The sequence below is a fragment of the Curtobacterium sp. BRB10 genome (genome assembly GCF_031844325.1).
In the GTDB taxonomy this organism is placed as follows: domain Bacteria; phylum Actinomycetota; class Actinomycetes; order Actinomycetales; family Microbacteriaceae; genus Curtobacterium; species Curtobacterium poinsettiae_A.
The window spans coordinates 24,163-44,401 of record NZ_JAUZVA010000010.1 but is presented as its reverse complement, the minus strand read 5'-3'; the positions used below and the strand labels follow the sequence as shown (position 1 = coordinate 44,401).

The 20,239-nt window shown below is 71.5% G+C and carries 23 protein-coding genes; 8 read left to right on the top strand and 15 right to left on the bottom strand.

Going from position 1 to position 20,239, the window contains the following annotated elements; genetic code table 11:
- Positions 1–38 precede the first annotated feature (38 nt).
- Together Q9R26_RS17445 and Q9R26_RS17440 are read right to left on the bottom strand one after the other, a co-directional pair.
- Positions 39–1,082 (bottom strand): NAD(P)-dependent alcohol dehydrogenase, encoded by a 1,044-nt coding sequence (locus tag Q9R26_RS17445; RefSeq protein WP_209132832.1) that lies wholly within the window; start codon positions 1,080–1,082, stop codon positions 39–41.
- A 21-nt stretch (positions 1,083–1,103) separates the two neighbouring features.
- Positions 1,104–1,703: a DUF805 domain-containing protein gene (locus Q9R26_RS17440; RefSeq protein WP_182066563.1), complete on the bottom strand. Its 600-nt coding sequence runs from the start codon at positions 1,701–1,703 to the stop codon at positions 1,104–1,106.
- 137 nt (positions 1,704–1,840) lie between these two features.
- Here Q9R26_RS17440 and Q9R26_RS17435 point away from each other — a divergent pair, with 137 nt between their 5' ends.
- From Q9R26_RS17435 to Q9R26_RS17425, 3 genes are all read left to right on the top strand, one after another.
- Positions 1,841–2,281, top strand: a complete 441-nt coding sequence (locus Q9R26_RS17435) for an OsmC family peroxiredoxin (RefSeq protein WP_182066564.1) — start codon at positions 1,841–1,843, stop codon at positions 2,279–2,281.
- Positions 2,282–2,394: 113 nt separating this feature from the next.
- Positions 2,395–2,649, top strand: coding sequence for a hypothetical protein (locus Q9R26_RS17430; protein ID WP_209132831.1), 255 nt, complete (start codon positions 2,395–2,397; stop codon positions 2,647–2,649).
- A 57-nt stretch (positions 2,650–2,706) separates the two neighbouring features.
- Entirely contained in the window at positions 2,707–4,224 is a 1,518-nt protein-coding gene (locus Q9R26_RS17425; RefSeq protein WP_209132830.1) for a threonine/serine exporter ThrE family protein, read from the top strand.
- A gap of 94 nt (positions 4,225–4,318) precedes the next feature.
- Here Q9R26_RS17425 and Q9R26_RS17420 read toward each other — a convergent pair whose 3' ends face one another.
- Both Q9R26_RS17420 and Q9R26_RS17415 read right to left on the bottom strand, forming a co-directional pair.
- Positions 4,319–4,513 carry a DUF2795 domain-containing protein gene (locus tag Q9R26_RS17420; protein ID WP_027467172.1) on the bottom strand — a complete coding sequence of 65 codons (195 nt, stop codon included), beginning with the start codon at positions 4,511–4,513 and terminating at the stop codon, positions 4,319–4,321.
- Positions 4,514–4,604: 91 nt separating this feature from the next.
- The gene (locus Q9R26_RS17415) at positions 4,605–5,288 is read right to left on the bottom strand and encodes a TetR/AcrR family transcriptional regulator (RefSeq protein ID WP_027467173.1); all 684 of its coding nucleotides are present in this window, start codon (positions 5,286–5,288) and stop codon (positions 4,605–4,607) included.
- 169 nt (positions 5,289–5,457) lie between these two features.
- Here Q9R26_RS17415 and Q9R26_RS17410 point away from each other — a divergent pair, with 169 nt between their 5' ends.
- Positions 5,458–5,775 (top strand): hypothetical protein, encoded by a 318-nt coding sequence (locus Q9R26_RS17410; protein WP_182066568.1) that lies wholly within the window; start codon positions 5,458–5,460, stop codon positions 5,773–5,775.
- 129 nt (positions 5,776–5,904) lie between these two features.
- Here Q9R26_RS17410 and Q9R26_RS17405 read toward each other — a convergent pair whose 3' ends face one another.
- Entirely contained in the window at positions 5,905–6,831 is a 927-nt protein-coding gene (locus tag Q9R26_RS17405; protein ID WP_182066569.1) for an SDR family oxidoreductase, read from the bottom strand.
- A 198-nt stretch (positions 6,832–7,029) separates the two neighbouring features.
- On the opposite strand from Q9R26_RS17405, the gene Q9R26_RS17400 reads away from it, so the two are divergent.
- The gene (locus Q9R26_RS17400) at positions 7,030–7,776 is read left to right on the top strand and encodes a hypothetical protein (RefSeq protein ID WP_311228032.1); all 747 of its coding nucleotides are present in this window, start codon (positions 7,030–7,032) and stop codon (positions 7,774–7,776) included.
- Between the two features lie 136 nt (positions 7,777–7,912).
- On the opposite strand, the gene Q9R26_RS17395 is transcribed toward Q9R26_RS17400, so the two are convergent.
- From Q9R26_RS17395 to Q9R26_RS17380, 4 genes are all read right to left on the bottom strand, one after another.
- Positions 7,913–8,695 carry an endonuclease/exonuclease/phosphatase family protein gene (locus Q9R26_RS17395; RefSeq protein ID WP_311228031.1) on the bottom strand — a complete coding sequence of 261 codons (783 nt, stop codon included), beginning with the start codon at positions 8,693–8,695 and terminating at the stop codon, positions 7,913–7,915.
- A 38-nt stretch (positions 8,696–8,733) separates the two neighbouring features.
- Positions 8,734–10,236, bottom strand: coding sequence for an LCP family protein (locus Q9R26_RS17390; protein WP_262139893.1), 1,503 nt, complete (start codon positions 10,234–10,236; stop codon positions 8,734–8,736).
- A gap of 146 nt (positions 10,237–10,382) precedes the next feature.
- Positions 10,383–11,033 carry a GntR family transcriptional regulator gene (locus Q9R26_RS17385; protein ID WP_182066573.1) on the bottom strand — a complete coding sequence of 217 codons (651 nt, stop codon included), beginning with the start codon at positions 11,031–11,033 and terminating at the stop codon, positions 10,383–10,385.
- 12 nt (positions 11,034–11,045) lie between these two features.
- Positions 11,046–13,160, bottom strand: a complete 2,115-nt coding sequence (locus tag Q9R26_RS17380) for an efflux RND transporter permease subunit (RefSeq protein ID WP_311228030.1) — start codon at positions 13,158–13,160, stop codon at positions 11,046–11,048.
- A 77-nt stretch (positions 13,161–13,237) separates the two neighbouring features.
- On the opposite strand from Q9R26_RS17380, the gene Q9R26_RS17375 reads away from it, so the two are divergent.
- Both Q9R26_RS17375 and Q9R26_RS17370 read left to right on the top strand, forming a co-directional pair.
- Positions 13,238–13,645 carry a MarR family transcriptional regulator gene (locus Q9R26_RS17375; RefSeq protein WP_311228029.1) on the top strand — a complete coding sequence of 136 codons (408 nt, stop codon included), beginning with the start codon at positions 13,238–13,240 and terminating at the stop codon, positions 13,643–13,645.
- A gap of 75 nt (positions 13,646–13,720) precedes the next feature.
- Positions 13,721–14,764, top strand: coding sequence for an LCP family protein (locus tag Q9R26_RS17370; protein WP_262139892.1), 1,044 nt, complete (start codon positions 13,721–13,723; stop codon positions 14,762–14,764).
- Between the two features lie 69 nt (positions 14,765–14,833).
- Here the strand turns inward: Q9R26_RS17370 and Q9R26_RS17365 are convergent, their stop codons facing one another.
- The 6 genes from Q9R26_RS17365 to Q9R26_RS17340 all read right to left on the bottom strand — a co-directional run bounded on the left by Q9R26_RS17365 (position 14,834) and on the right by Q9R26_RS17340 (position 19,434).
- Entirely contained in the window at positions 14,834–15,532 is a 699-nt protein-coding gene (locus tag Q9R26_RS17365) for a transglycosylase family protein (protein ID WP_311228028.1), read from the bottom strand.
- Positions 15,533–15,835: 303 nt separating this feature from the next.
- A complete protein-coding gene (rlmC, locus tag Q9R26_RS17360; RefSeq protein WP_311228027.1) occupies positions 15,836–16,987 on the bottom strand; it encodes a 23S rRNA (uracil(747)-C(5))-methyltransferase RlmC in 1,152 nt (383 codons plus the stop codon).
- 7 nt (positions 16,988–16,994) lie between these two features.
- On the bottom strand, positions 16,995–17,861 hold the full coding sequence (locus tag Q9R26_RS17355; RefSeq protein WP_247737413.1) for an SMP-30/gluconolactonase/LRE family protein: 867 nt from the start codon (positions 17,859–17,861) through the stop codon (positions 16,995–16,997).
- A 40-nt stretch (positions 17,862–17,901) separates the two neighbouring features.
- Positions 17,902–18,522 (bottom strand): DedA family protein, encoded by a 621-nt coding sequence (locus Q9R26_RS17350; RefSeq protein WP_259578319.1) that lies wholly within the window; start codon positions 18,520–18,522, stop codon positions 17,902–17,904.
- Positions 18,523–18,589: 67 nt separating this feature from the next.
- A complete protein-coding gene (locus Q9R26_RS17345; RefSeq protein WP_259362948.1) occupies positions 18,590–18,715 on the bottom strand; it encodes a hypothetical protein in 126 nt (41 codons plus the stop codon).
- The gene (locus Q9R26_RS17340; RefSeq protein ID WP_262139885.1) at positions 18,712–19,434 is read right to left on the bottom strand and encodes an SDR family oxidoreductase; all 723 of its coding nucleotides are present in this window, start codon (positions 19,432–19,434) and stop codon (positions 18,712–18,714) included. The genes Q9R26_RS17345 and Q9R26_RS17340 overlap by 4 nt, the downstream gene beginning before the upstream one ends.
- Before the next feature lie 45 nt (positions 19,435–19,479).
- On the opposite strand from Q9R26_RS17340, the gene Q9R26_RS17335 reads away from it, so the two are divergent.
- On the top strand, positions 19,480–20,232 hold the full coding sequence (locus Q9R26_RS17335; RefSeq protein ID WP_311228026.1) for an SDR family NAD(P)-dependent oxidoreductase: 753 nt from the start codon (positions 19,480–19,482) through the stop codon (positions 20,230–20,232).
- Positions 20,233–20,239: the final 7 nt, after the last annotated feature.

Here is a 20,239-nt window from a genome sequence, read left to right as displayed (position 1 = left end):
CGACCAGGTACGCCCGATCCGACCAGGTATGCCGCGCCTCAGAGCGTCGGGACGACCACCGCGCGGCCCGAGAGCTCCCCGGCCTCGAGCTTCCGGTAGGCCTCGAGCGCGTCGGACAGCGCGTACCGCTCGACGTCGGGCACGATCTGGCCGGCGCGGTACATCGCGACGACCTCGTGCAGGTCCTCGATGGTGCCCCAGTAGGTGTTCGTGATCGTCGACTCGTACGGCGTCGCGAAGAAGTTCCACTCGGTGGTGCCGCCGGCGATCCCGACGACGGTGAACCGGCCACCGACCGCCATCGAGGCCTGCGCGACCTTGATCGTGGGGGTGGCACCGACGAAGTCGAACGCCGCGTCGACGCCGCGACCGCCGGTGATCTCGCGGATGCGCTCGGCCTGGTCCGGTCCGCCGGGGACGGTGATCGCACCACGTGCTGCGGCGCGGTCCATCGCGTCCTGCTTCATGTCGGTCGCGATGACCGTGGCGCCGGTGAGCGCCGTGAGGATCTGCACCGCGATCTGCCCGAGGCCGCCCAGGCCGACGACGAGCGCGAAGCGACCGCCACCAGCCAGGTTCGGCAGGGAGTTCTTGATCGCGTGGTACGGCGTGAGCGCGGCGTCGCTGAGCGGTGCAGCGGCGATCGGGTCGGCGTCACCGAGCGGCACGAGGTTCCGCGCCGGGACGCTCACGTACTCCGCCATGCCGCCGTCACGCCCGAGACCGATCCCCATGTACGGGTTCGTCGCCGCGTTCTCGCAGTAGGTGTCCTGACCCTTCGAGCAGTACGAGCAGTGCCCGCAGCCGACCGGCCCGTAGACCAGGTAGGCGTCGCCCTCGGTGAAGCCCGTGACCCCGTCACCGACGGCCTCGACCCATCCGGAGTTCTCGTGGCCGAGCACGAACGCGGGGGCCTGGGCTCCCGGCTGCCCCTGCTGGAACTCGCGGTACACGGCGACGTCGGAGTGGCAGGCACCGGCCCCGGCGACCTTGAGCAGGACCTCACCCGGCCCGGGTGCGGGCTTCGGGACCTCGGTCAGGGACGGGAAGGTCTGGTACTGCTCGAACACGACGGCGCGCATGGGTTCTCCTTTGATCGCCCTTCACGCTACACCTGTCGTCGAAGACGACATGTGTCGCCCATTCGCCTCGAGGCCACGCCGCCCGGCGAACGACCCGCGGTCGAACCGAGCGCCACCGGGACGCGACGACCGTGCCACCATCACCGTCACCACGAGCCATCCGATCGGCCCCGTGAACACGAGGAGCAGGATCCACAGGCCGGTGTGGTCCCGGTCGTGCAGTCGCCGCACGAGCAGCGACCACCGGGGCACGGTGGTCAGGATCGTCGGGACGAGCAGCACCAGGTCCCACGCGTCCGGCCAGACCTCCCGGTCGCCGGCTCCCCAGCCGAACCACCCGTCCTGACCACGGTCGAGCAGGTGGAACGAGACCCGCGGCGACGGGACGGCTCCGAACGGGTCGACGTACAGCTCCCACCGGCCACCGGTCCCGTGCACACCGACGATCAAGAGCGCAGCCCCGACCAGCGCGAGCTCGAGCGCGATCACCCACCAGAACTCCGAGCGACTCGCCCGCCCGTGGAACCGCCATCCCTGGGTCCAGAACCGGAGCCAGGCGACCACCGGGTTCGTCACGTCGGCCGGGCCCTGCTCGAGCACGGACTCGCGGAAGCCTGTCACGTCGTGTCCCCCATGTACCAGATCGTAGGGCAGACCTGCGTCTTCGCCGTGAGCGGGTTGCGAGAACGATCGTTCTCCGATTGACTCAGGAGCGGTGGTCCCGTTCGGGACCGCTCCCCCACACGAAAGGAGCGGGCATGCCCACTCGCACCGCACGCACCGCCTGGAACGGCGGCCTCGACGACGGTTCCGGCCAGGTCGAACTCTCGAGCTCGAAGGTCGGCACGTACGACGTCTCGTTCCCGAAGCGCGCCGCCGAGGACGCCGGGGGCACCACGAGCCCCGAGGAGCTCATCGCCGCCGCACACTCGGCCTGCTACGCCATGCAGTTCTCCGCCGTCCTCGGCGAGGCCGGCGGCACGGTCGAGGCCCTCGACGTCAAGGCCGACGTCTCGCTCGGCCCGGACCCGGCGGGCGGCTTCCGCCTCACCGGCATCGTCCTGACCGTCAGCGGCGAGGTCTCCGGCATCGACGAGGCCGCGTTCCTCAAGGCCGCCGAGGACGCCAAGGCGACCTGCCCCGTGAGCAAGGCGCTGACCGGCGTCGAGATCACGCTGCACGCGACCTTCGAGCAGTAGCGAACGCAGCGCAGTAAGCGCAGACCGCAGGAGTCGTCACCACGTGACGGACGGGAGGCCCGGTGCCGGCTGGCACCGGGCCTCCCGTCCGTCGTCCACCTACGCTGGGTGCCGTGCCCCGATTCCTCGCCACCCCGACCCTCGTCGCTCTCTGGCTCGGCTTGCTGGCCGTCGTCGTCGGGATCGTGTTCGTGCTGACGGCACCGCCGTCCTCGTCCGGCTGGTTCGCCTACGCACCGCTGTCCGACTACGCGTTCGTCGGGGGCGCCCGTCCCTGGCAACTGACGGTCGGGCCGGTCCTCGTGCTGGTGGGCGCGGTCGTCGCGGCCTTCGCCCTCGGTCGTCTGAGCACGCGCCGCCGGGGCTGATCCGGAGCGTCCAGCGGACGTCCGGACTCGGCCGCCGTCGGCTGGCACCATGGCGTGATGGCCGAGCAGCACCCTCCGGGCCCGCACAAGCCGGGCCGCCCACCCCGGCCACGCCGCCGCAGTCTCGCGCAGCACGACCTGCGCGACGCACGGGCCCGCCTGCGCGGGACGATCTACGAGCACGTCGAGCCCGACGCCAAGGGGCGCGACCAGTACACGGCGACCCAGATCGTCGACTTCTGCCTCGACCTGGCCGAGGTCATGCTCGCCTCCGGCGCCGACACCCGCAGCGTCGAGACGGCCGTCGTCGCGGTCTCGACGAAGTGGAACCTCGCGCCGCTCGACCTCGACTTCTCCGGCAGCTCGGTGACGATCCAGTACGCCCCGGCCGACGTCCCGCCGCTCGTCAAGGTCCGCACCGTGCGCTCGGACGGCTCCGACCTCGACAAGCTCGCGCGGGCGAACCAGATCGTCGACGACCTGATCCACGACGACCGCGACATGACCTCGGCGGTGAGCGCCCTGGTCGCCGTGCTGCGACTCCCGCCGCGGTGGCCGATGTGGCTGTCCGACGTCGGCCTGTCGATCCTCGGCATCTCGATCGCCGTGCAGGCCGGAGGCGGGTGGCGGGCCGGACTCGGGGCGTTCGTGCTGATGCTCGGGATCATCGTCTCCGGGCGCTGGCTCACCGACCGGGGGTACCCGCAGTTCTTCGTGTCCGGTGCGCAGGGCGCGGTGGCCTCGGCGATCGGCACGCTGGCCATCTGGGCCGGCGTGCTCACCGCGAACGGTGCCGCGACGATGGTCGCAGCGCTCGTGGTGCTGCTGCTGCCGCACCCGTCCCTGGTGACCTGGGCGCAGGACGCCATCTCGGGGTTCCGGGCGATGGCGGTGGCCCGCGCGTTCTACATCGGGCTGGTCATCGCGGCGATCGTCGTCGGGGTGCCGGCCGGGATCGCGATCACGCACTGGCTGCGGATCGAGGTCGACCCGACCGGCATCGTGACGCAGACGCTGCCGCTCTGGGCGTCGCTGTCGCTGACCGTGGTGTCGGCCGGCGCGAACTGCTTCGTGCAGCAGGCCAGCGCCCGCGTGATCCCCGTCGCCGTGGTGTTCTCCGTCGCCGCCGGTGCCGCGCTGTGGTCGCTGCGGCAGGCCGGGCTGCCACTGCTCGGGGCGACGTTCCTGGCGGCGGTGCTGCTCGGGGTGCTCTCGACCTACGCGGCCGTCCGGATGCGCACGGCCGTGGCGGCGATCGCGGTGCCAGCGTTCTGCGGGGCACTGCTGCCAGGTGTCGCCGTGTCGAACGCCCTGCTGAACTTCATGTCCGGGTCGTCGAGCGCCGCGCTCGACTTCGTGGCGGCGGTGTCCGTGGCACTCGGGATCGGCGCGGGCCTGGTGCTCGGCGGGCTCTTCGCGACGCCCGGTGCCCGTCGAGCGCTCCGCCGGACGCGCCGGGTCGTCGTGCACTCGGTCCACAACGACACCACGGCGCTGCGGGTCATCCGTGACACCGGGTACGACCCCGGCGACGGGTCGGTGCCGCGCGGGTCGCGCTCGAGCGGAGCTTCGTGATCGGCATCGGTCCGGGCCGCGCTCCGTGAGCAGAAGAGGTCGGGTGCGACGCACGCACGCGACCGCTTCTGCTCACCGAGTGGATGTGCCGCGCTCAGCCGGCGTCGGACACCGCGCTCGACACCGCGGTCGGGGCGTCGTACTCGCCGTCCGGGATCGCGCGGAGCGCCTCGAGGACGTCGTCCGGGGCGCCCTCCTGCTCGGCCGTCGAGACCACGTCGTCCTTGGACGCCGGGTAGTCGATGCCGCTCAGGTACTTCTGGACCTGGATGGGGTTCGGTGCTGCCATGTCGGTTCCTTCCGTCGGGTTGCGACTCCCGATGTACCCGCGGGGCGCTGCACGACGGCGCGGGGAACGCGCTCCGCGGACGAACCGCCGGTCAGATCTCCCAGCTGCCCGAGTCGTCGTCGTCCCACATCGCCAGGCGGCGGGCGGCCTGCGGCTCGTACCGCTCCATCCAGCCGCGCTCGAGCCGGGCGACCGCGCGGTCGAACGCCGCCACGAGGTCGAGCTCCGCGCGCAGCAGGGCCTGCAGTTGCAGTCCCTCGTACAGGGCGATGAGCTGCTCGGCGCCGCGGCGGGGGTCCATCGTGTGCGGGGCACGGCCGATCGCGACGTCGTGCTCCAGGCCGCGCTTGATCTGCGCGAAGAAGAGCTGGTACCGCGACCGCAGGTAGGTCGCCATCGGGTGCGCCGGGTTGCCCGCGACCGACAGCAGGGCGACGAGCAGGCGCATCAGGGCCGGGTCCTCGGCGTTCGAGGCGACGATGGCGCGGAGCAGGTCCACGGTGGAGCCGTCACCGACCTCGTGCGTGACCTCGTCCATCCGGGCACCGTTCCAGCGGTCGAGTGCGGCGAGGACCAGGCCGTCCCACGACGGGAAGTGCTGCTCCAGCTCAGCGACACTGATGCCCATCCGCTCGGCGACCTGCACGGGCCGGGCTTCGTGGAAGGGGACGTCCCGGAGCAGGTCGACGGTGGCACCCACGATCGTGATCCGCAGGTGCAGCGTGGCCGCCGCGGCCGCAGCGGCCTGCGTGTCGGCGCTGGTGTGTTCGAGCATCGTGCCCTCCGTCGTCCCCGGACGTCCTGTCCGTGTCACCCCGGGTCCGGGGCACCTCCATCCAAACGCAGAACGGGGGACACCAGAATCCCCGGTACGGGTGTCGGCACAAGGGGGGACAGTCCACGACGTCGAGCCGGTTCGCGGCCGCCCGTGCGACCATGCCGCCATGACCCCGAACGACCCCACTGCCCAGGGACTCGCGACCATGGCCTCGACCGGCTTCGAGTTCGGCGGCGACCCCGACCAGGTGGCGCACGACGTCCGGGCCATGTGGGAGCAGCTCGGACGCCCCACCGGTGCGTTCGAGGCGGCGGCTCGGGCCATCGCCGTGCTGCCCCAACGGCCCGAGGTGCCGATCGCCGACCAGGCCCGCCGTCGTGCGTTCGAGCGGGCGATCGGCATCAACCCCGTCGAGGTCGAGCTGGCCGCTGCGCTGTCGGCGCGCGAGCTCCTCGAGCGGATGGCGCGCTCGGTCAGCTGCTGACGCCACGACGGGTCCGCAGCGGACCCGCCGACGCGACCAGGCGCCGTCGACCCGACCACACGGACGACTGGAGGCGCGGTACCCACCGGCACCGCGCCTCCCGTCAGAGCCCCGTCGGGAACAGGCGCCCTACGGCGTCGGCATCCCGCCGTCGACGTGCAGCGTCTCACCCACGACGTACGACGACTCACCGCTCGCCAGGAACACGTAGGCCGGCGCGAGCTCGGCCGGCTGCCCCCAGCGGCCCAGGTAGGTCTGCTCGCCCGCGCTCGGCAGCGCCTCCGGCGGCTGGCCGCCGGCCGGCTGCAGCGGTGTCCAGATCGGACCGGGGGCGACCGCGTTGACGCGGATCCCCTTCGGCGCGAGCTGCGCCGCCAGGCCCTTCGCCAGGTTGTTCACGGTCGCCTTCGTGGCCGCGTAGTGCACCAGGTGCGGCGACGGGGCGTACGCCTGGATCGACGTCGTGTTGATGATGGTGGAGCCGGGCTGCAGGTGCGGCACGGCGGCCTTCGTGATCCGGAACGTCGCGTAGGCGTTCGTCTTGAAGGTCTCGTCGAACTCCTCGTCGGAGATCTTGGTGATGTCGTCGACGTTCTGCTGCTTGCCGGCGTTGTTCACCAGGATGTCGAGGCCCCCGAGCTGGTCGACCGCGTCGGCGACGAGCTGCTCGCAGACCTCGAGCGAGGTGATGTCGCCCGGCAGCGCGACGGCCTTGCGTCCGGCTGCCTCGATGAGCCCGACGATGCGGTCGGCGTCCTCCTGCTCCTCGGGCAGGTACGAGATCGCGACGTCCGCTCCCTCGCGGGCGTAGGCGATGGCCACGGCGGCACCGATGCCGGAGTCGCCACCGGTGACGAGCGCCTTGCGGCCGGTCAGACGACCCGAGCCGCGGTAGGTGTCCTCACCGTGGTCGGCGGGGACGTTCTGCGCCATCTCCGCGTCGGTGCCGGCACCCTCGAGGTACTGCTCGTCGGGCTTCTTGTCGGCGTACATCTTCGTGGGGTCCTGCATCACGTACTGGTCAGGCCCGGTCTGGTCGTTCTGCTGGTCCGTCATGCCGCCGACGGTACGCAGGGGGTCGCTGCGGGCCGTCCAGGAGGCTGTCCCCCGTTGCGCGGAGCGGCCTACGCCCGTCGACCGCGCCACTCCAGGGCCGCAGGTGCGTGATCCTCGTTTGTCACGGTCCGGTGACGGGCAGGCTCCGATTCGGTAACACCTGTCGTTCTGTCCCGGTCGAGGCCCTACCGTCGAACGGTGACTCCTCGGACCCTGCTGGCGCTCGGCGCCGCCGTGCTGGCCTTCTCCGCCGGTGCGCTCGCGTTCGACGGCTCCACCGGGCTCGGGGCGGACGTGGCCGTTGCCGCCGAGACCTCGCGCGACGCCGCTCCGGTGCACGTGACGAAGGCGGAACTCCGACGGGTGGACTCGATCGAGCTCGACGCCGAGGCACTCGTGCTCCGGGACGACGACGACGCCGTGGTGGAGTCCTCGATGCGCGATTCCGGTCTGACCGTGAGCGTCCTGAACCGTCTGCTCGGCACACCGTCCCGCACCCAGACGGCCGAGGGCGACGGTGGGGCGTGCTTCCCCGCGGGCACCACCTACACCTGGGGCGGTGCCATCCGCGTCGCAGCCCTGACGACCGACGCGGCGGCCGGCAACGCCGTCGAGATCCGGGTGCTGCGCGACTCGGTCCGCAGCGTGCTCGGCCGACAGATCGAGCTGACCGGCCCGGGCGGTGTCCGGGTGGGCGACGACATCGCGGACGAGATCGCCGATGCCCCCCGCTCGGAGCGGGTGTCCTACGGCTCGGACGACTCACGCGCCTGGCAGCTCCTGCTCCGCGAGGGGTGGATGGACCGGCACGACGAGGACGACGACGACGAGTCGAGCAAGCACTCCGACGACGCCGGTACCAACGGCGTCTCCGCCCTGACGGACGAGACGACGGTCACGGTGCTCGGTTCACCGATGCCGGTCCACGCGCAGCGCAGCTGCTGACAGCAAGCAGAGCGCGCAGCTGCTGACAGCAAGCAGAGCGCGCAGCTGCTGACAGCAAGCAGAGCGCGCAGCTGCTGACAGCGAGCAGAGCGCGCAGCTGCTGACAGCGAGCAGAGCGCGCAGCTGCTGAGGTGTCTCAGACCCGCAGGGTCGCGATCACCGGGAAGTGGTCGCTGGCGAACCAGGTCTCGGGGCCGTCGTGGTCGATGACGACGCGGTCCACGGCGCTGACGTCGCGGGTGAGCACCCAGTCGATCCGCTCGCCCGAGTCGACGGGTGGCTGCCAGTCGTTGTACGTGGCAGTGCGGTCGGCGGGGTCCCCCGCGGCGAGCCAGGCGTCGGCGAACCCGGCCTCGGCGAACACCCGCGAGGCCGTCCCACTGCCCGCGGGTTCGTTGCAGTCCCCCGCGAACACGACCGGGCCGGTGGCGCCCGCCAGCCGTTCGGCGATGAGTGCGGCACTCCGGCCGCGGACCTCGTCGCCGTGCGGACCGGGCTCGTGGTCCAGGTGCGTGGTGACCAGCGTGAACGCGGGTCCCTCGGCGTCGAGGAACCGGGCGTGGTTCGCGATCCGCGGGTACAGGCTGCCCCACGTGTTCGAGACGGGCTCGTCCGGGGTGTCCGACAGCCAGAACGACCCCTCGTCGGACGGCCGGAACCGGTCGCGGCGGTAGAAGACGGCCGCGTGCTCGCCGGCGTCACCGCCCTCGCGCCCCTGCCCGACGTCGGCGTGGTCCGGCAGGCCGACACGCAGGTCGTCCATCTGGTGCGCGAAGGCCTCCTGCACGCACAGCAGGTCGGGGTCGTGTCGGCGGATCAGGTCGAGCACGACCGGCAGGCGGGCCGGCCAGTCGTGCGCGGGGTCCGGGTTCTTGATGTTGTAGGTCATCAGGACGATCGGGCGTGCGGCGCTGGTCACACCGTGAACCTACCGACCGGTTGCCCGGCGGGTTCCCATCAGTAGATGCAGGTGCTGTCGTTCCCGTAGTTGTGCACGTCGGTCGACTTGGGCGTCGGCTCCTTCGCGGGCTGCTTCGTCGGCTTCGAGCCGGTGCTCGAGCCGCCGGTCGACGGCGTCGATGCTCCGGCACTCGGCTCGGTCGCGATCGGCTTCGCGGTCTTGCCGTCGGTACCGAGCACGAGCGTGACACCGGTGACCGCGTTGGTGCGGACGGCGACGGCGCCGGGCACCGCGGAGGCGATGGCCTTCGCCTGCGACTCCTGGCCGGCGGGGTACTGCACCTGGGTCGTCTTGGTCGTCTCGGAGGAGCCGGCCGGGGCGACCTGGAACCCCCGGGCGGTCAGGACCTGGCCCGCAGCCGTCGCGGCACCCTCGACCCCGCTGCCGTTCAGCACGGTGACCGAGGTGTTCGCCGGCTGCGCGCGGCCGGCCTTCGTGTACGCCTCGGGCTCGCCGACCAGGCCCTGCACGAAGGCGGGCAGGCCGACGGTGTCGACCTCGACGATCGACAGGGCGGAGCCGTTCACGTAGATGGTCGGCGTGCCCAGCGTCGGGATCGTGGCGGACTGGATGTTGCCCGGCCGCAGGTTGCGCATCTGCGAGGCCAGGGACACCAGGTCGGTGTCGGTCTGGATCGAGTCGCCGATGGCGCCGAGGATGTTGTTCATCTTCACCGGGTTGAGCAGCGTCCCCGCCGACAGGACCTTCCGGGCTTCCTGCGACAGGAAGTACTGCTGCCGCACGTTGCGGTCGAGGTCACCGTTCGGCAGGCCGTGACGCTGTCGGACGAAGGACAGCGCCTCCTTGGCGTTGAGCGAGGACTTGCCCGCGGGCAGGTTGACGCCCGAGTACGGGTCGTTGGTGGCCTGCTTCAGACAGACCTGCACCGGCCCGAGTTCCTTGACCACCTGGTAGAAGCCGAGCAGCGAGACGCGCACGTAGTGGTCGATCTGCAGACCGCTCAGGTTCTCGATGGTCTTGATGAGCATCTTCGCACCGCCGGTGTCCCCGCCGCCGTTGAGGGTGCCGTAGTAGAAGGCGCTGTTGAGCTTGCCCTTGCCGACGTCCGGGATGTCGACGTACGAGTCGCGGGGGAACGAGATCATCGTCGCCTGGCTGCCGTCGGCGTTGATGTGCAGCACGATCATCGTGTCGGTGTTCGTGGCACCGCCGTCCTCTTCGGTGCTGAGTTCGGCGAGCTGTTCCGGCGTCGCGTTGTCCGGGCGGTGGTCGTCGCCGACGAGCAGGATGTTCTGCGCCTTGCCGTCGACGTCGTCCTTCGCGTTCTTCGTGCCGGCGATCGCGTCGATGCGCGTGACCCCGCTCTGGAGGCGGTTGTAGGCGAATGCCGCGTACCCACCGCTCAGCAGGAGGGCCATGGTGAGCACCCCCGCGACCGCCGGGAACACGACGCCTGCGCGTCGCTTCTGGCGCCCGTGGCGCGGCGTCGCGGCACCGCGGTGTGCGGGCTCGGTCGTCTGCTCGGGTTCGTTGCTCACCGGGAAACCATAACCGCCGCGCGGGGAACGGACATGGGATGCGCCTGGAAGGTCGCCCCGGAGTGGCCGTCACCACCTGGATCACGGAACGGTGTCGGCGGCGCCGCCACGGGCCTCCTGTCCGTCACCCCGTCGCGCTCGTGACGCTAGTCGCGCGACGGGAGCAGGTGGATCGCCTCCATGGCGAGTTCGGCAGCGATGGGGTCCTTCGCGACGACGGCGTCCTTGAGCTTCGTGAGCTCGGGCAGGATCACGTCGGCCGGCACGAGCTCGGCGAGCTCCGGCACCCGGAGCTTGAACGAGAGCCCGTCGGTCGTCGAGTTGCAGAGCTGCACGAGCGACGGGTTGCCGCACGCGTCGGCCCACATCGAGTAGATGCCGGCTCCGTCGCGCGCGACCTGGTCCTGCTCGTCGGCGCTCACCCGCGCGTGCACGTCGTCGAGCATCTTCACGATCTTCCTGCGCTGGGCGTCCGTGAACCGGGGCACCGCGAGCCGCACGACGCCGCCGTAGATCACGCCGAGGGTGCGGTACGCGTCGAGGAGTTCCCCCTTCGTCGGCGCCGCGACGCGGGTGTAGCGGTTCGGTGCCATCTCGATCAGCCCGGCCCGGGCGAGTTCGGCGAGGGCTTCGCGGATCGGGGTGCGGGACACCCCGAGCCAGGCGATCAGGTCGTCGTCGTTGAGCCGTTCCCCGGGCTCGAGCGTGCCGTCCATGATGGCGTCGCGGATCTTGTCCTGCACCGTGTCACGGAGGAGCTTGCGCTCGGCAGCGGGCTGCGTCGAGGGAACTGGCATGGACCCAGCGTGTCACATGTCAGGGTTCGTCCGCGAGAGGCGCGACGGCCACCAGGCGCGGTGCCCGAGGCCGTAGGCCAGCGCCGGCACGAGCAGCGAGCGGACCACGATCGTGTCGAGCAGGACGCCGAACGCGACGACGAACGCGATCTGCACGAGGAACAGGATCGGTATGACGCCGAGGGCGGCGAACGTGGCGGCGAGCACGACGCCCGCCGACGTGATCACCCCGCCGGTCACGCCGAGTCCGCGCAGGACACCCTCGCGTGGACCGTGTCGCAGCGCCTCCTCGCGCACTCGTGTCATGAGGAAGATGTTGTAGTCGACGCCGAGTGCCACCAGGAACACGAACGAGTACAGCGGCACGCTCGGGTCCGCGCCCGGGAAGTCGAACACGTGGTCGAAGACGAGCGCTCCGACACCGAGGGCCGCCGCGAAGGACACGATCACGCTGCCGATCAGGACGAGCGGCGCGACGATGCTGCGGAGCAGGAGCATCAGGATCAGCAGGATGACCACGAGCACCACGGGGATGATCAACGTGCGGTCACGGATGCCGGTGTCGTTCGTGTCGACCGCCGTCGCGGTGACGCCACCGACGATCGCTCCCGGGTCGACCCGTTCGACGGCGGTGCGGAGGTCGCGGACGGTCTGCTCGGCGGCGTCCGAGTCGGCGGCGTCGGACAGGGTCGCCTCGAGCAGGACGTCACCGCGGGAGACGGTCGGCGTGCTGCTGCCGGCGGCGTCCCCGGTCACCGGGACGGTCCCGGCGGGGCTGTCCTTCGCCGCGACGACGACACCGTCGACCCCGTCCACCGCGGTGATCGCGTCGACGAGCTGGTCGAGGTCGCGCTCCGCGCCGATGACCTGCGCGGGGCTGCCGGAGCCGCCCGGGAAGTGGTCGGCCAGCACGTCCTGCCCGTCACGCGCCTGCGACGATCCGATGATGAGGTCACTCTGCGGCACCCCGTCCGCCTTGAGTCCGAACAGGCCGGCACCCATCGCGAGCAGGCCGACCGTGCAGACGATCCACACCACTCGCGACCGCCGGGCGACGAGCCGGCCGACGCGCGCCCAGATGCCACGGGCGTCCGGACCGGTGAGCTCGGGGTGGGCGCTGCCGAACGCGGGACGCAGCGGCCAGAACGCCGCGCGGCGGAACGCGAGCAGCAGCGCGGGCAGGAGCGTCAGGGCGGCGAGCAGGCTGAAGGCGATGCCGATGGCCGCGACGGGGCCGAGCGCCTTGTTCGAGTTGAGGTCGGAGAGCAGCAGGCAGAGGACCCCGACGATCACCGTGCCGCCCGAGGCCAGGATCGGCTCGAGGCTCCCCCGCAGGGCGGCCTTCGTCGCGTCCCAACCCGTGCGGTGGTCGCGCAGGGCCTCCCGGAAGCGCGAGGTGTACAGGAGCGCGTAGTCCGTCGCCGCACCGATCACCAGGATCGACAGGATGCCCTGCACCTGCCCGTTGACCGTCACGATGTCGGCCTCGGCGAGCCACCAGACCACGAGGATCGAGGCGCACAGGGCGAACGTGGCGGTACCGAGCACGAGGACGGGCAGCAGGGGTGATCGGTAGACGATGATCAGGATCACGAACACCGCGGCGAGCGCCACCCCGAGCAGCAGCCCGTCGATGCCGGCGAAGGCCTCGGTCAGGTCCGCGGTGAACCCGGCCGGGCCGGTGACGTGGCCGCTCACACCGGACGGCAGCGCATCGTCGACGTCTGACCGGATGGCCTCGACCGCGTCCCCGGTCTCGGCGTCCTGTGTGAGCGTGGCGACGATCTCGACCGCGTCGCCGTCCTCGCTCGGGATCACCGGGCTGACGGCCTCGACGTCGGCCCGGTCGGACAGCGTCGTGGCGAGTGCCTTCGCGTCGGCGAGGTCGGTCGACGTCAGGCCGCCGTCGCGCTCGAGGACGATGATCGCGGGCGCCCCCGACTCGTCGCGGAACTCGGAGGACCGTTCCTGCACCTTCGTGGCGTCGGCCGATGCGGGCAGGAACGAGGTCTGGTCGTTGGTGGAGACCTCGGAGATCTTGCCGAAGAAGGGACCGCCGACCGAGGCGATGCCGAGCCAGACCACGATGACGAGCGCGGGGAGGACGATGCGGAGGGAGCGGGACACGTCGGTGAGCGTACACCGATCGTCAGCATGCTGACTACTTGACCGTCGAGGGCGCTCGGCGACCATAGAATCACGGCATGCAGGACACGAGCGAGCAGTGGCCCCTCGGGCGCCTGCTGTCCGCGGCTGCACGGTCCGTCGAGCGGGACTGGGACGAACGCCTCCGCGCCATCGGGCTCTCGCACGCCGCGGTCGTCGCGATCGACATCCTGATCCGGACCGGTCCGACCGGCGCCGACACCATCGCCCGCACGGCCCGGGTCCAGCCGCAGACGATGTCCCGCACGCTCGAGCGGATGGAGCGGGACGGCCTGGTCGAGCGCGCTCCGCACCCCGCCGATCGTCGGCGCCGCATCGTGAGCGTGACGGCCGCCGGCCGGTCCGCCTGGGAGACCGCGCGGCACATCGAGCGCGAGGTCCTGCCGGAGGACCCCGCACTCCGGTCGGCGCTGGGTGAGCTACTCGCCAAGCTAGCGACTGATTGAAACACTGTCGTTGAAATACCACATGCGGTAGTATCCCGTGGTCGGTTCGTGCCGACCTGACCACAGGAGCCCCGAATGTCCGAACGCCGAGCCGCCCGCGCGGCCGTTGCACACGCTCAGCACGCCGCCGCCGGCAGCAGACGGCGACGGCGGCCGTTCCTGGTCGCGCTGATCGCGACGCTCGGCTCGCTCGTCGGCGTCGCCCTGGTCGTCGCCGTCGTCGCGAGTGCGTTCGTCGGCGGTCTCGCTCGGAGCTTCGACGCCGGACGCGAGACCATCAGCAACCCGTTCCCGAGCGGTACCCGGCCGACGCCGACGGCGGGCGAGAACGTCCTGCTCATCGGTTCCGACTCCCGGGCGCAGGGCAACCCCGACGGTGGACCCGCGGCGGCGGGCGGGCGTTCGGACACCCTGATGCTGGCGCACGTGCCCGCCGATCGTCAGCACGTCTACCTGATGTCGATCATGCGGGACTCCTGGGTCGAGGTCCCCGGGCACGGGCGCGCCAAGATGAACGCCGCGTACGCCTGGGGCGGGGTACCCCTCACGGTGCAGACCGTCGAGCATCTCCTGGACGTCCGGGTCGACCACGTCGCCGAGATCGACTTCACCGGGTTCGAGGACATGACCGATGCCCTCGGCGGCGTGACCGTGACGTCCCCGCAGGCCTTCTCGACCACCCACCACGACTTCGTGGCGGGGACGAACCGGCTCGACGGCGCCGAGGCACTCGCCTTCGTGCGGGAGCGCCACGCCTTCGCCGACGCCGACCACACCCGGGTCCGCAACCAGCAGGCGTTCATGCGCGGCGTCGTGGACGGACTGCTGTCCCGCGGCACCGTCACCAACCCCGGGCGCATCCAGGACTTCGTCGCTGCGACGAGCGCACACCTGTCGGTCGACGCCGGGTTCACGTTCACTCGGATGGCCGAACTCGGGTGGTCGCTCCGCACGGTCCGGGCCGATGACCTCGTGACCTTCACGGTACCGACGGCGGGCTCCGGGACGTCACCGGACGGGCAGTCGGTCGTGACGCTGAACGAGCTCGCGGTCGGGTCCCTGTCCCAGGCGCTCCGGTCCGACGACGTCGCCGGCTGGCTCGCCGACGACCCGCAGTAGCCCGGCACGCACGACGACGCCCCACGACTCGGGGTCGTGGGGCGTCGTCGTGTTCGGTCTGCGGAGAGATCAGGCGGGGAGCTGGAGCTCCTGGCCGGCGTAGATCAGGTTCGCGTCGTCGATGGTCGACGTGTTCGCGGCCCAGAGCTGCTTCCAGCCACCCTCGATCCCGAGCTTCGTCGAGATCGTGTCGAGCGTGTCACCCGAGGCGATCGTGTACGTCTTGCCGCTCGTCTTCACCGGGGCCGGCTTGCTCGGCGTCGTCGCTGCCGGGGCGGGCGTCGACTCGGTCGTGCTCGGCGCGGCCGGCTGCGGGGCGGCCTGCTCGGCGGGCGCCGGAGCAGCAGGCTGCGGGGCGGCCTGCTGTGCGGGCGCCGGAGCCGGTGCGGGGGCCGGAGCCGCCGCGGCGGGGGCTGCACCGCTGGTGCCGATCAGCCCTAGCTGGGCCGAGCAGGCGGGCCATGCGCCCCAACCCTGCGAGGCGAGGACACGTTCGGCGACGGCGATCTGGGCCTCGCGGCTGGCGGCGGCGGGGTTGCCCGCGCCACCGTTCGCCTGCCAGGTACCGAGGTTGAACTGCAGGCCGCCGTAGTAGCCGTTGCCGGTGTTGATGGCCCAGTTGCCGCCGGACTCGCACTGCGCGAGGGCGTCCCAGGTCGAACCGGACGCTGCGTTCGCGGGGGTTGCCGCGAGGCCGACACCGGTCGCGGCGATGCCGGCGAACGCCAGGCCGCCGACGATGGTGCGGGTACGGGAAAGCTTCTTCATGTGATTGCTCCACCGGGGTCACGAGCCGCATCTGCTGCGGGATCCACTGCCCACCCCGACCGATCGCGGTCAGTTGTGGGGGTGCGCCACCGGGGGCAGTGGTCATCGGGCCGGCGGCACCTCGGTCGGCAACCATAGGAAACTCTTGACCGTTATCAAACCGAGACAAACGGTTCTACCCGTGCATGCTATGTACCCCTCCCGGGAACCTGAACGGCTCGATCCCCATGGCCATGGTGATCGAGCCGTACCCGGGTACGTGTCCTTGGCAATTCCCTGGCAATGACGACCGGGAGGCCCGGATCACGTCCGCGACAACAGGGTCACGGCCTCGAGATGGCCGGTCTGCGGGAACATGTCGAGCACCCGGGCGCGACGCAGTCGGAACGACGGCATGCGCGCGAGGTCCTTCGCCAGGGTCACCGGGTTGCAGCTCGAGTAGACGACGTGCTGGACGTCCGACTCCTCGAGCCAGGTCGACAAGCGCTCTCCGATGCCGCGACGCGGAGGGTTCACGACGACGAGCTCGGGCACCGCGTCCGGACGGGCGCGGACGGCGTGCTCGGTCGCGTCGTCTGCGGCGAACCGGAGGCCTTCGAGGCCGGCCTCACGAGCGGACTGCTTCGCGGAGCGGATCGCCTCGGCGCTCGTCTCGATGCCGGTCACCACGCGGCCGGGACGGGCAGCGTGGAGTGCGAACCCACCGACGCCGCAGTACAGGTCCCACATCGATGCCGGGTCGAGCTCGTCGATCCACGCCGAGGCCTGCGCGTACAGCTCGGTCGCGACGCCGGTGTTCGTCTGGAAGAAGCTCTGCGGCCGCAGGTGCATCGTGATCCCGCCGAGCCGCATCGGCAGGGTCTCCTGCTCGGTCAGCACGACCTCGCGGTCACCTTCGGTGACGGCCTTGTGCTCGGGCAGCAGGTTGACGGTCACCACGACCGCGTTCGGCAGTGCGGCACGCAGGGCGTCGAGGTGCTGGCGGAGCCGCGGGAGCTGCCCCTCGGAACGCAGCACGAACCGGATCATCAGCTCGCCGTCGGGCGACTCGGTGACCAGGACGTACTTGAGCTCGCCCCGGCGCGCGGCGACGTCGTACGGGATCAGCCCGGCGGTCGAGACGAACTCGGCCAGCACGGGCAACGCGTGCCGGATGCCGGGCGTGCAGATGCCGCAGTGCCGGAGGTCCACCCCGCGCTGCCGGTGGTCGAGGATGCCGACGGTGGGGTGCTGGACGGACCCGCCCACGACCATCTTCGCCTTGTTCCGGTACCCCGACTCCGGGCTCGTGATCGCGGGCGACCAGGAGACCGCTCCAGGCCCCCCGGCCGCCTCGATGGCGGCGTGCAGGAGTTCGCGCGTGCGGAGTTCCTTGTCGAGGACCTGGTCGGCGTAGGGCTGGCCCATGAGCGTGCAGGACCGGCACACCCCGCGGTCGAAGTAGTCGCACTGCATGGCCGAGTCAGGATACGGCAGCGTCCCTCGTCGTCGTGGCGATCCGGTACACCGACGTCGTCGCGGTCAGGAACAGCGTCGTACCGTCGTCGCCGCCGAAGCACAGGTTCGACGTGACCTCCGGCACGGCGACCGTACCGATCCGGCCACCATCGGGGTCGAACACGACGACGCCGCGGTGGGAGGACGACCAGACGTTGCCGTGCACGTCGACCCGGATGCCGTCCGGCGCACCCTCTCCGGGCTCGAGCCGCGCGAACACCCGGCCGTTCTTCAGCAGGTCGCCTCGGCGGTCGTAGGCGCGGATGACCGGCTCGTCGCCGGACGAACTCGCGATGTACAGCACCCGCTCGTCCGGGTCGAAGGCCAGCCCGTTCGGCTCGTCCAGGTCGGTCGCCACGGGCCGTAGGTCCTCACCCGCCGGTCCGCACCGGAACACCCAGTGGTCGCCGTACTCACGCACGCCCGGGTGCCCCTCACGCGGCTGGGTGATGCCGTAGGCGGGGTCGGTGAACCAGACGCCGCCGTCCCGCGCGATCACGACGTCGTTCGGGGAGTTGAACCGACCCCCGTCCCACGCGTCGACGATCGTCGTGACGACGCCGTCCCGGTCGCGCTCGACCCGACGCAGGCCGTGCGAGCACTGCACGACACTGCCGTCCCGGTCGAGCGTGCGGCCGTTGGTGAACTCGACACCGTCCGCGTACACCGAGGTCTCCCCGGAGTCGGCGTGCCACTGCAGGATCCGGTCGCCGGGGATGTCGGACCACCGCAGCGTGCGCGTCGACGGGATCCAGCAGGGCCCCTCGGCCCAGGTGCTGCCGGTGGCGATGCGCTCGATCGCGTCGGGGTCCGGTACGAGGTCGTCGAGCAGCACGGGTTCTCCTTCGAACGGGGTGCCCAGCCTACGTTCGTCAGGCCGCGGACGCAGCCTCGCTCCGTCGTCGGACGGCCTTCTCGATCGCGGAGATCGCGAGGCCGAGCAGGATCGACGCCACGACCGCGAGGGTCGTGACGAGGAAGGGCTGCTCGCGGCTCCAACGCCCGGTGGCCGAGGCGATGCCGACGCAGTACGCGGCCCACACGACGTCGGCGAGCACGCAGCTGAGCAGGAACCGCCGGAGGTCGAGCCCGCTGTCCGCGCCCACCAGGTTCGTCGTCAACCGGCCCATCGGGATGAAGCGTCCGAGCACCGCGATGCGCGCGGGAGCCGCACGGTAGCGGCCGTCGATGGCGTCCCGTGCCGCGCGGACCTTCGGACGCGCGAACCACGACCTGGAGCCGAGGTCGACGGACCGCGCCAGCTGGTACAGCCCGAGGTCGCCGAGGACCATCCCGATCGACGCCGCGACGACGAGGAAGAGGACCGGCAGGAGACCGCCGTCACCGCCCACCAGGAGCGTGCCGATCGCGACGACGAGTGCCTGACTGGGCAGGAAGACCGCGACACTGCCCACGGCGAGCACGAGGCCGACCACGAAGAACGCCCACGGGGTACCGACGAGCTGGACGACCAGGTCCTGTGCTGCGTCCACGACTCACCCTCCACGAGCGCCGGAGGGGCGCGCCGGCCTCCATCCTCGCAGGTCCGGGGCACTCCGCTCACGTGCGGTCGACGTTCGCCCGCACGGCCGAGGCCTCGTCGATGCTCCGGCGGCTGCCCACGGCGATGGCACCGGAGACGGCGGTACCGATCTGGTCGAGGACCCGTTCGAAGGTGCTCGTCACCGCTGCGAGACCGGCGACAGCACGAGTTCGTCGATGCGCACGTGCTCCGGCACCCCGAGCACGAAGGCGACCGTCCGCCCGACGTCCTCCGGTCGGAGCATCCGCTGCCGGGCGGCCGCGTCGGGGACCTCTGGCCGCTGGTCGAGGAAGTCGGTCGCCACGTCGCCCGGGCACAGGTGGGTGGCGCGAACGCCGTGCGCGGCCTCCTGCTGGTTGAGCGTCCGTGCGACCGACGCGAGCGCGGACTTGCTCGCCGAGTACGCGACACCCGCGCCCGGTTGGAAGGACCACCCGGCGTACGACGACACGACCACGACCACGCCTCCGGCCGCGCGGAGAGCCGGCAGCGCGGCGTCCACCATCGTGACGACGGCGGTGAGGTTCGTGTCCACGATCGCGCGGAAGTCGGTGAGCGACTGGTCGTCCCACCGGCGTCGCGGGGCGTTGAGCCCGGCCGCCAGCACGAGCCCGTCGAGCCGCCCGTGCCGCTCGAGCACGGTGTCCCGCGCGGCTGCGACGGCGTCGGGCTCGTTCGCGTCGAGGGGCAGGACGTCCGCGGTTCCCCCGGCGGCTCGGATCGTGCGTGCGACCTGCTCGAGCCGCTCGGCACGGCGCCCGCTGAGCACCACGGTCCAGCCGTCACACGCCGCTGCCTCGGCGCTCGCGGCCCCCATGCCGCTGCCCCCACCCGTGACCCAGAGCACACGCTGATCCGTCATGCTCGGATGGTATGCCTACACAAGGCACCGACGACGGGAGCAACGATGCACCTCGACCTGACCGACCGCGTGGTGGTCGTGACCGGCGCAGCGCGCGGGATCGGCCGCACGCTCGCCGACCGCTTCGTCGCCGAGGGGTGCCGCGTCGTCGCGCTCGACCTGGCGTTCGAACCGGACTTCCCGCTCGACCACGTCGTGTGCAACGTCGCCGACCCACAGTCGGTGCGCGACGCCGTGGACGAGGTCGTCCGGCGGCACGGCACGATCGACGTGCTGGTGAACAACGCCGGCATCAACGTCACGGGCACGGTCGCAGAACTCGAGTGGGACGCCTGGCGCCGTTGCATGGACGTCAACCTCGGCGGCACGTTCCTGATGAGCCGGGCCGTGGCTCCGGTGATGCAGGCGGCCGGCCGCGGTCGGATCGTCAACGCCGCCTCGTTCGCCGCGATCGTACCGAGCGTCGGGAGCGCCGCCTACGCCGCGTCGAAGGCCGCCGTCGTCTCGTTCACCCGGGTGCTCGCGTCCGAGCTGGGCCCGTGGGGCATCACGGTCAACGCGTACGCCCCGGGCATGGTGCCGACGGCGATGAACGGGTTTGCCACGATGCCGACCGATGCACAGGACCGCCTGCTCGACACGTTGTCCCTGCGCCGGTGGGAGACCGCCGACGACGTCGCCGACCTGCTCGTCTTCGTGGCGAGCGACGCCTCGGGGTACATCACCGGCACCCTGCTCGACGTCTCCGGCGGCAAGCTCGCGACGCAGATCCCCGCTCGCGCGTACGGCCGTCCCTGAGCACGCG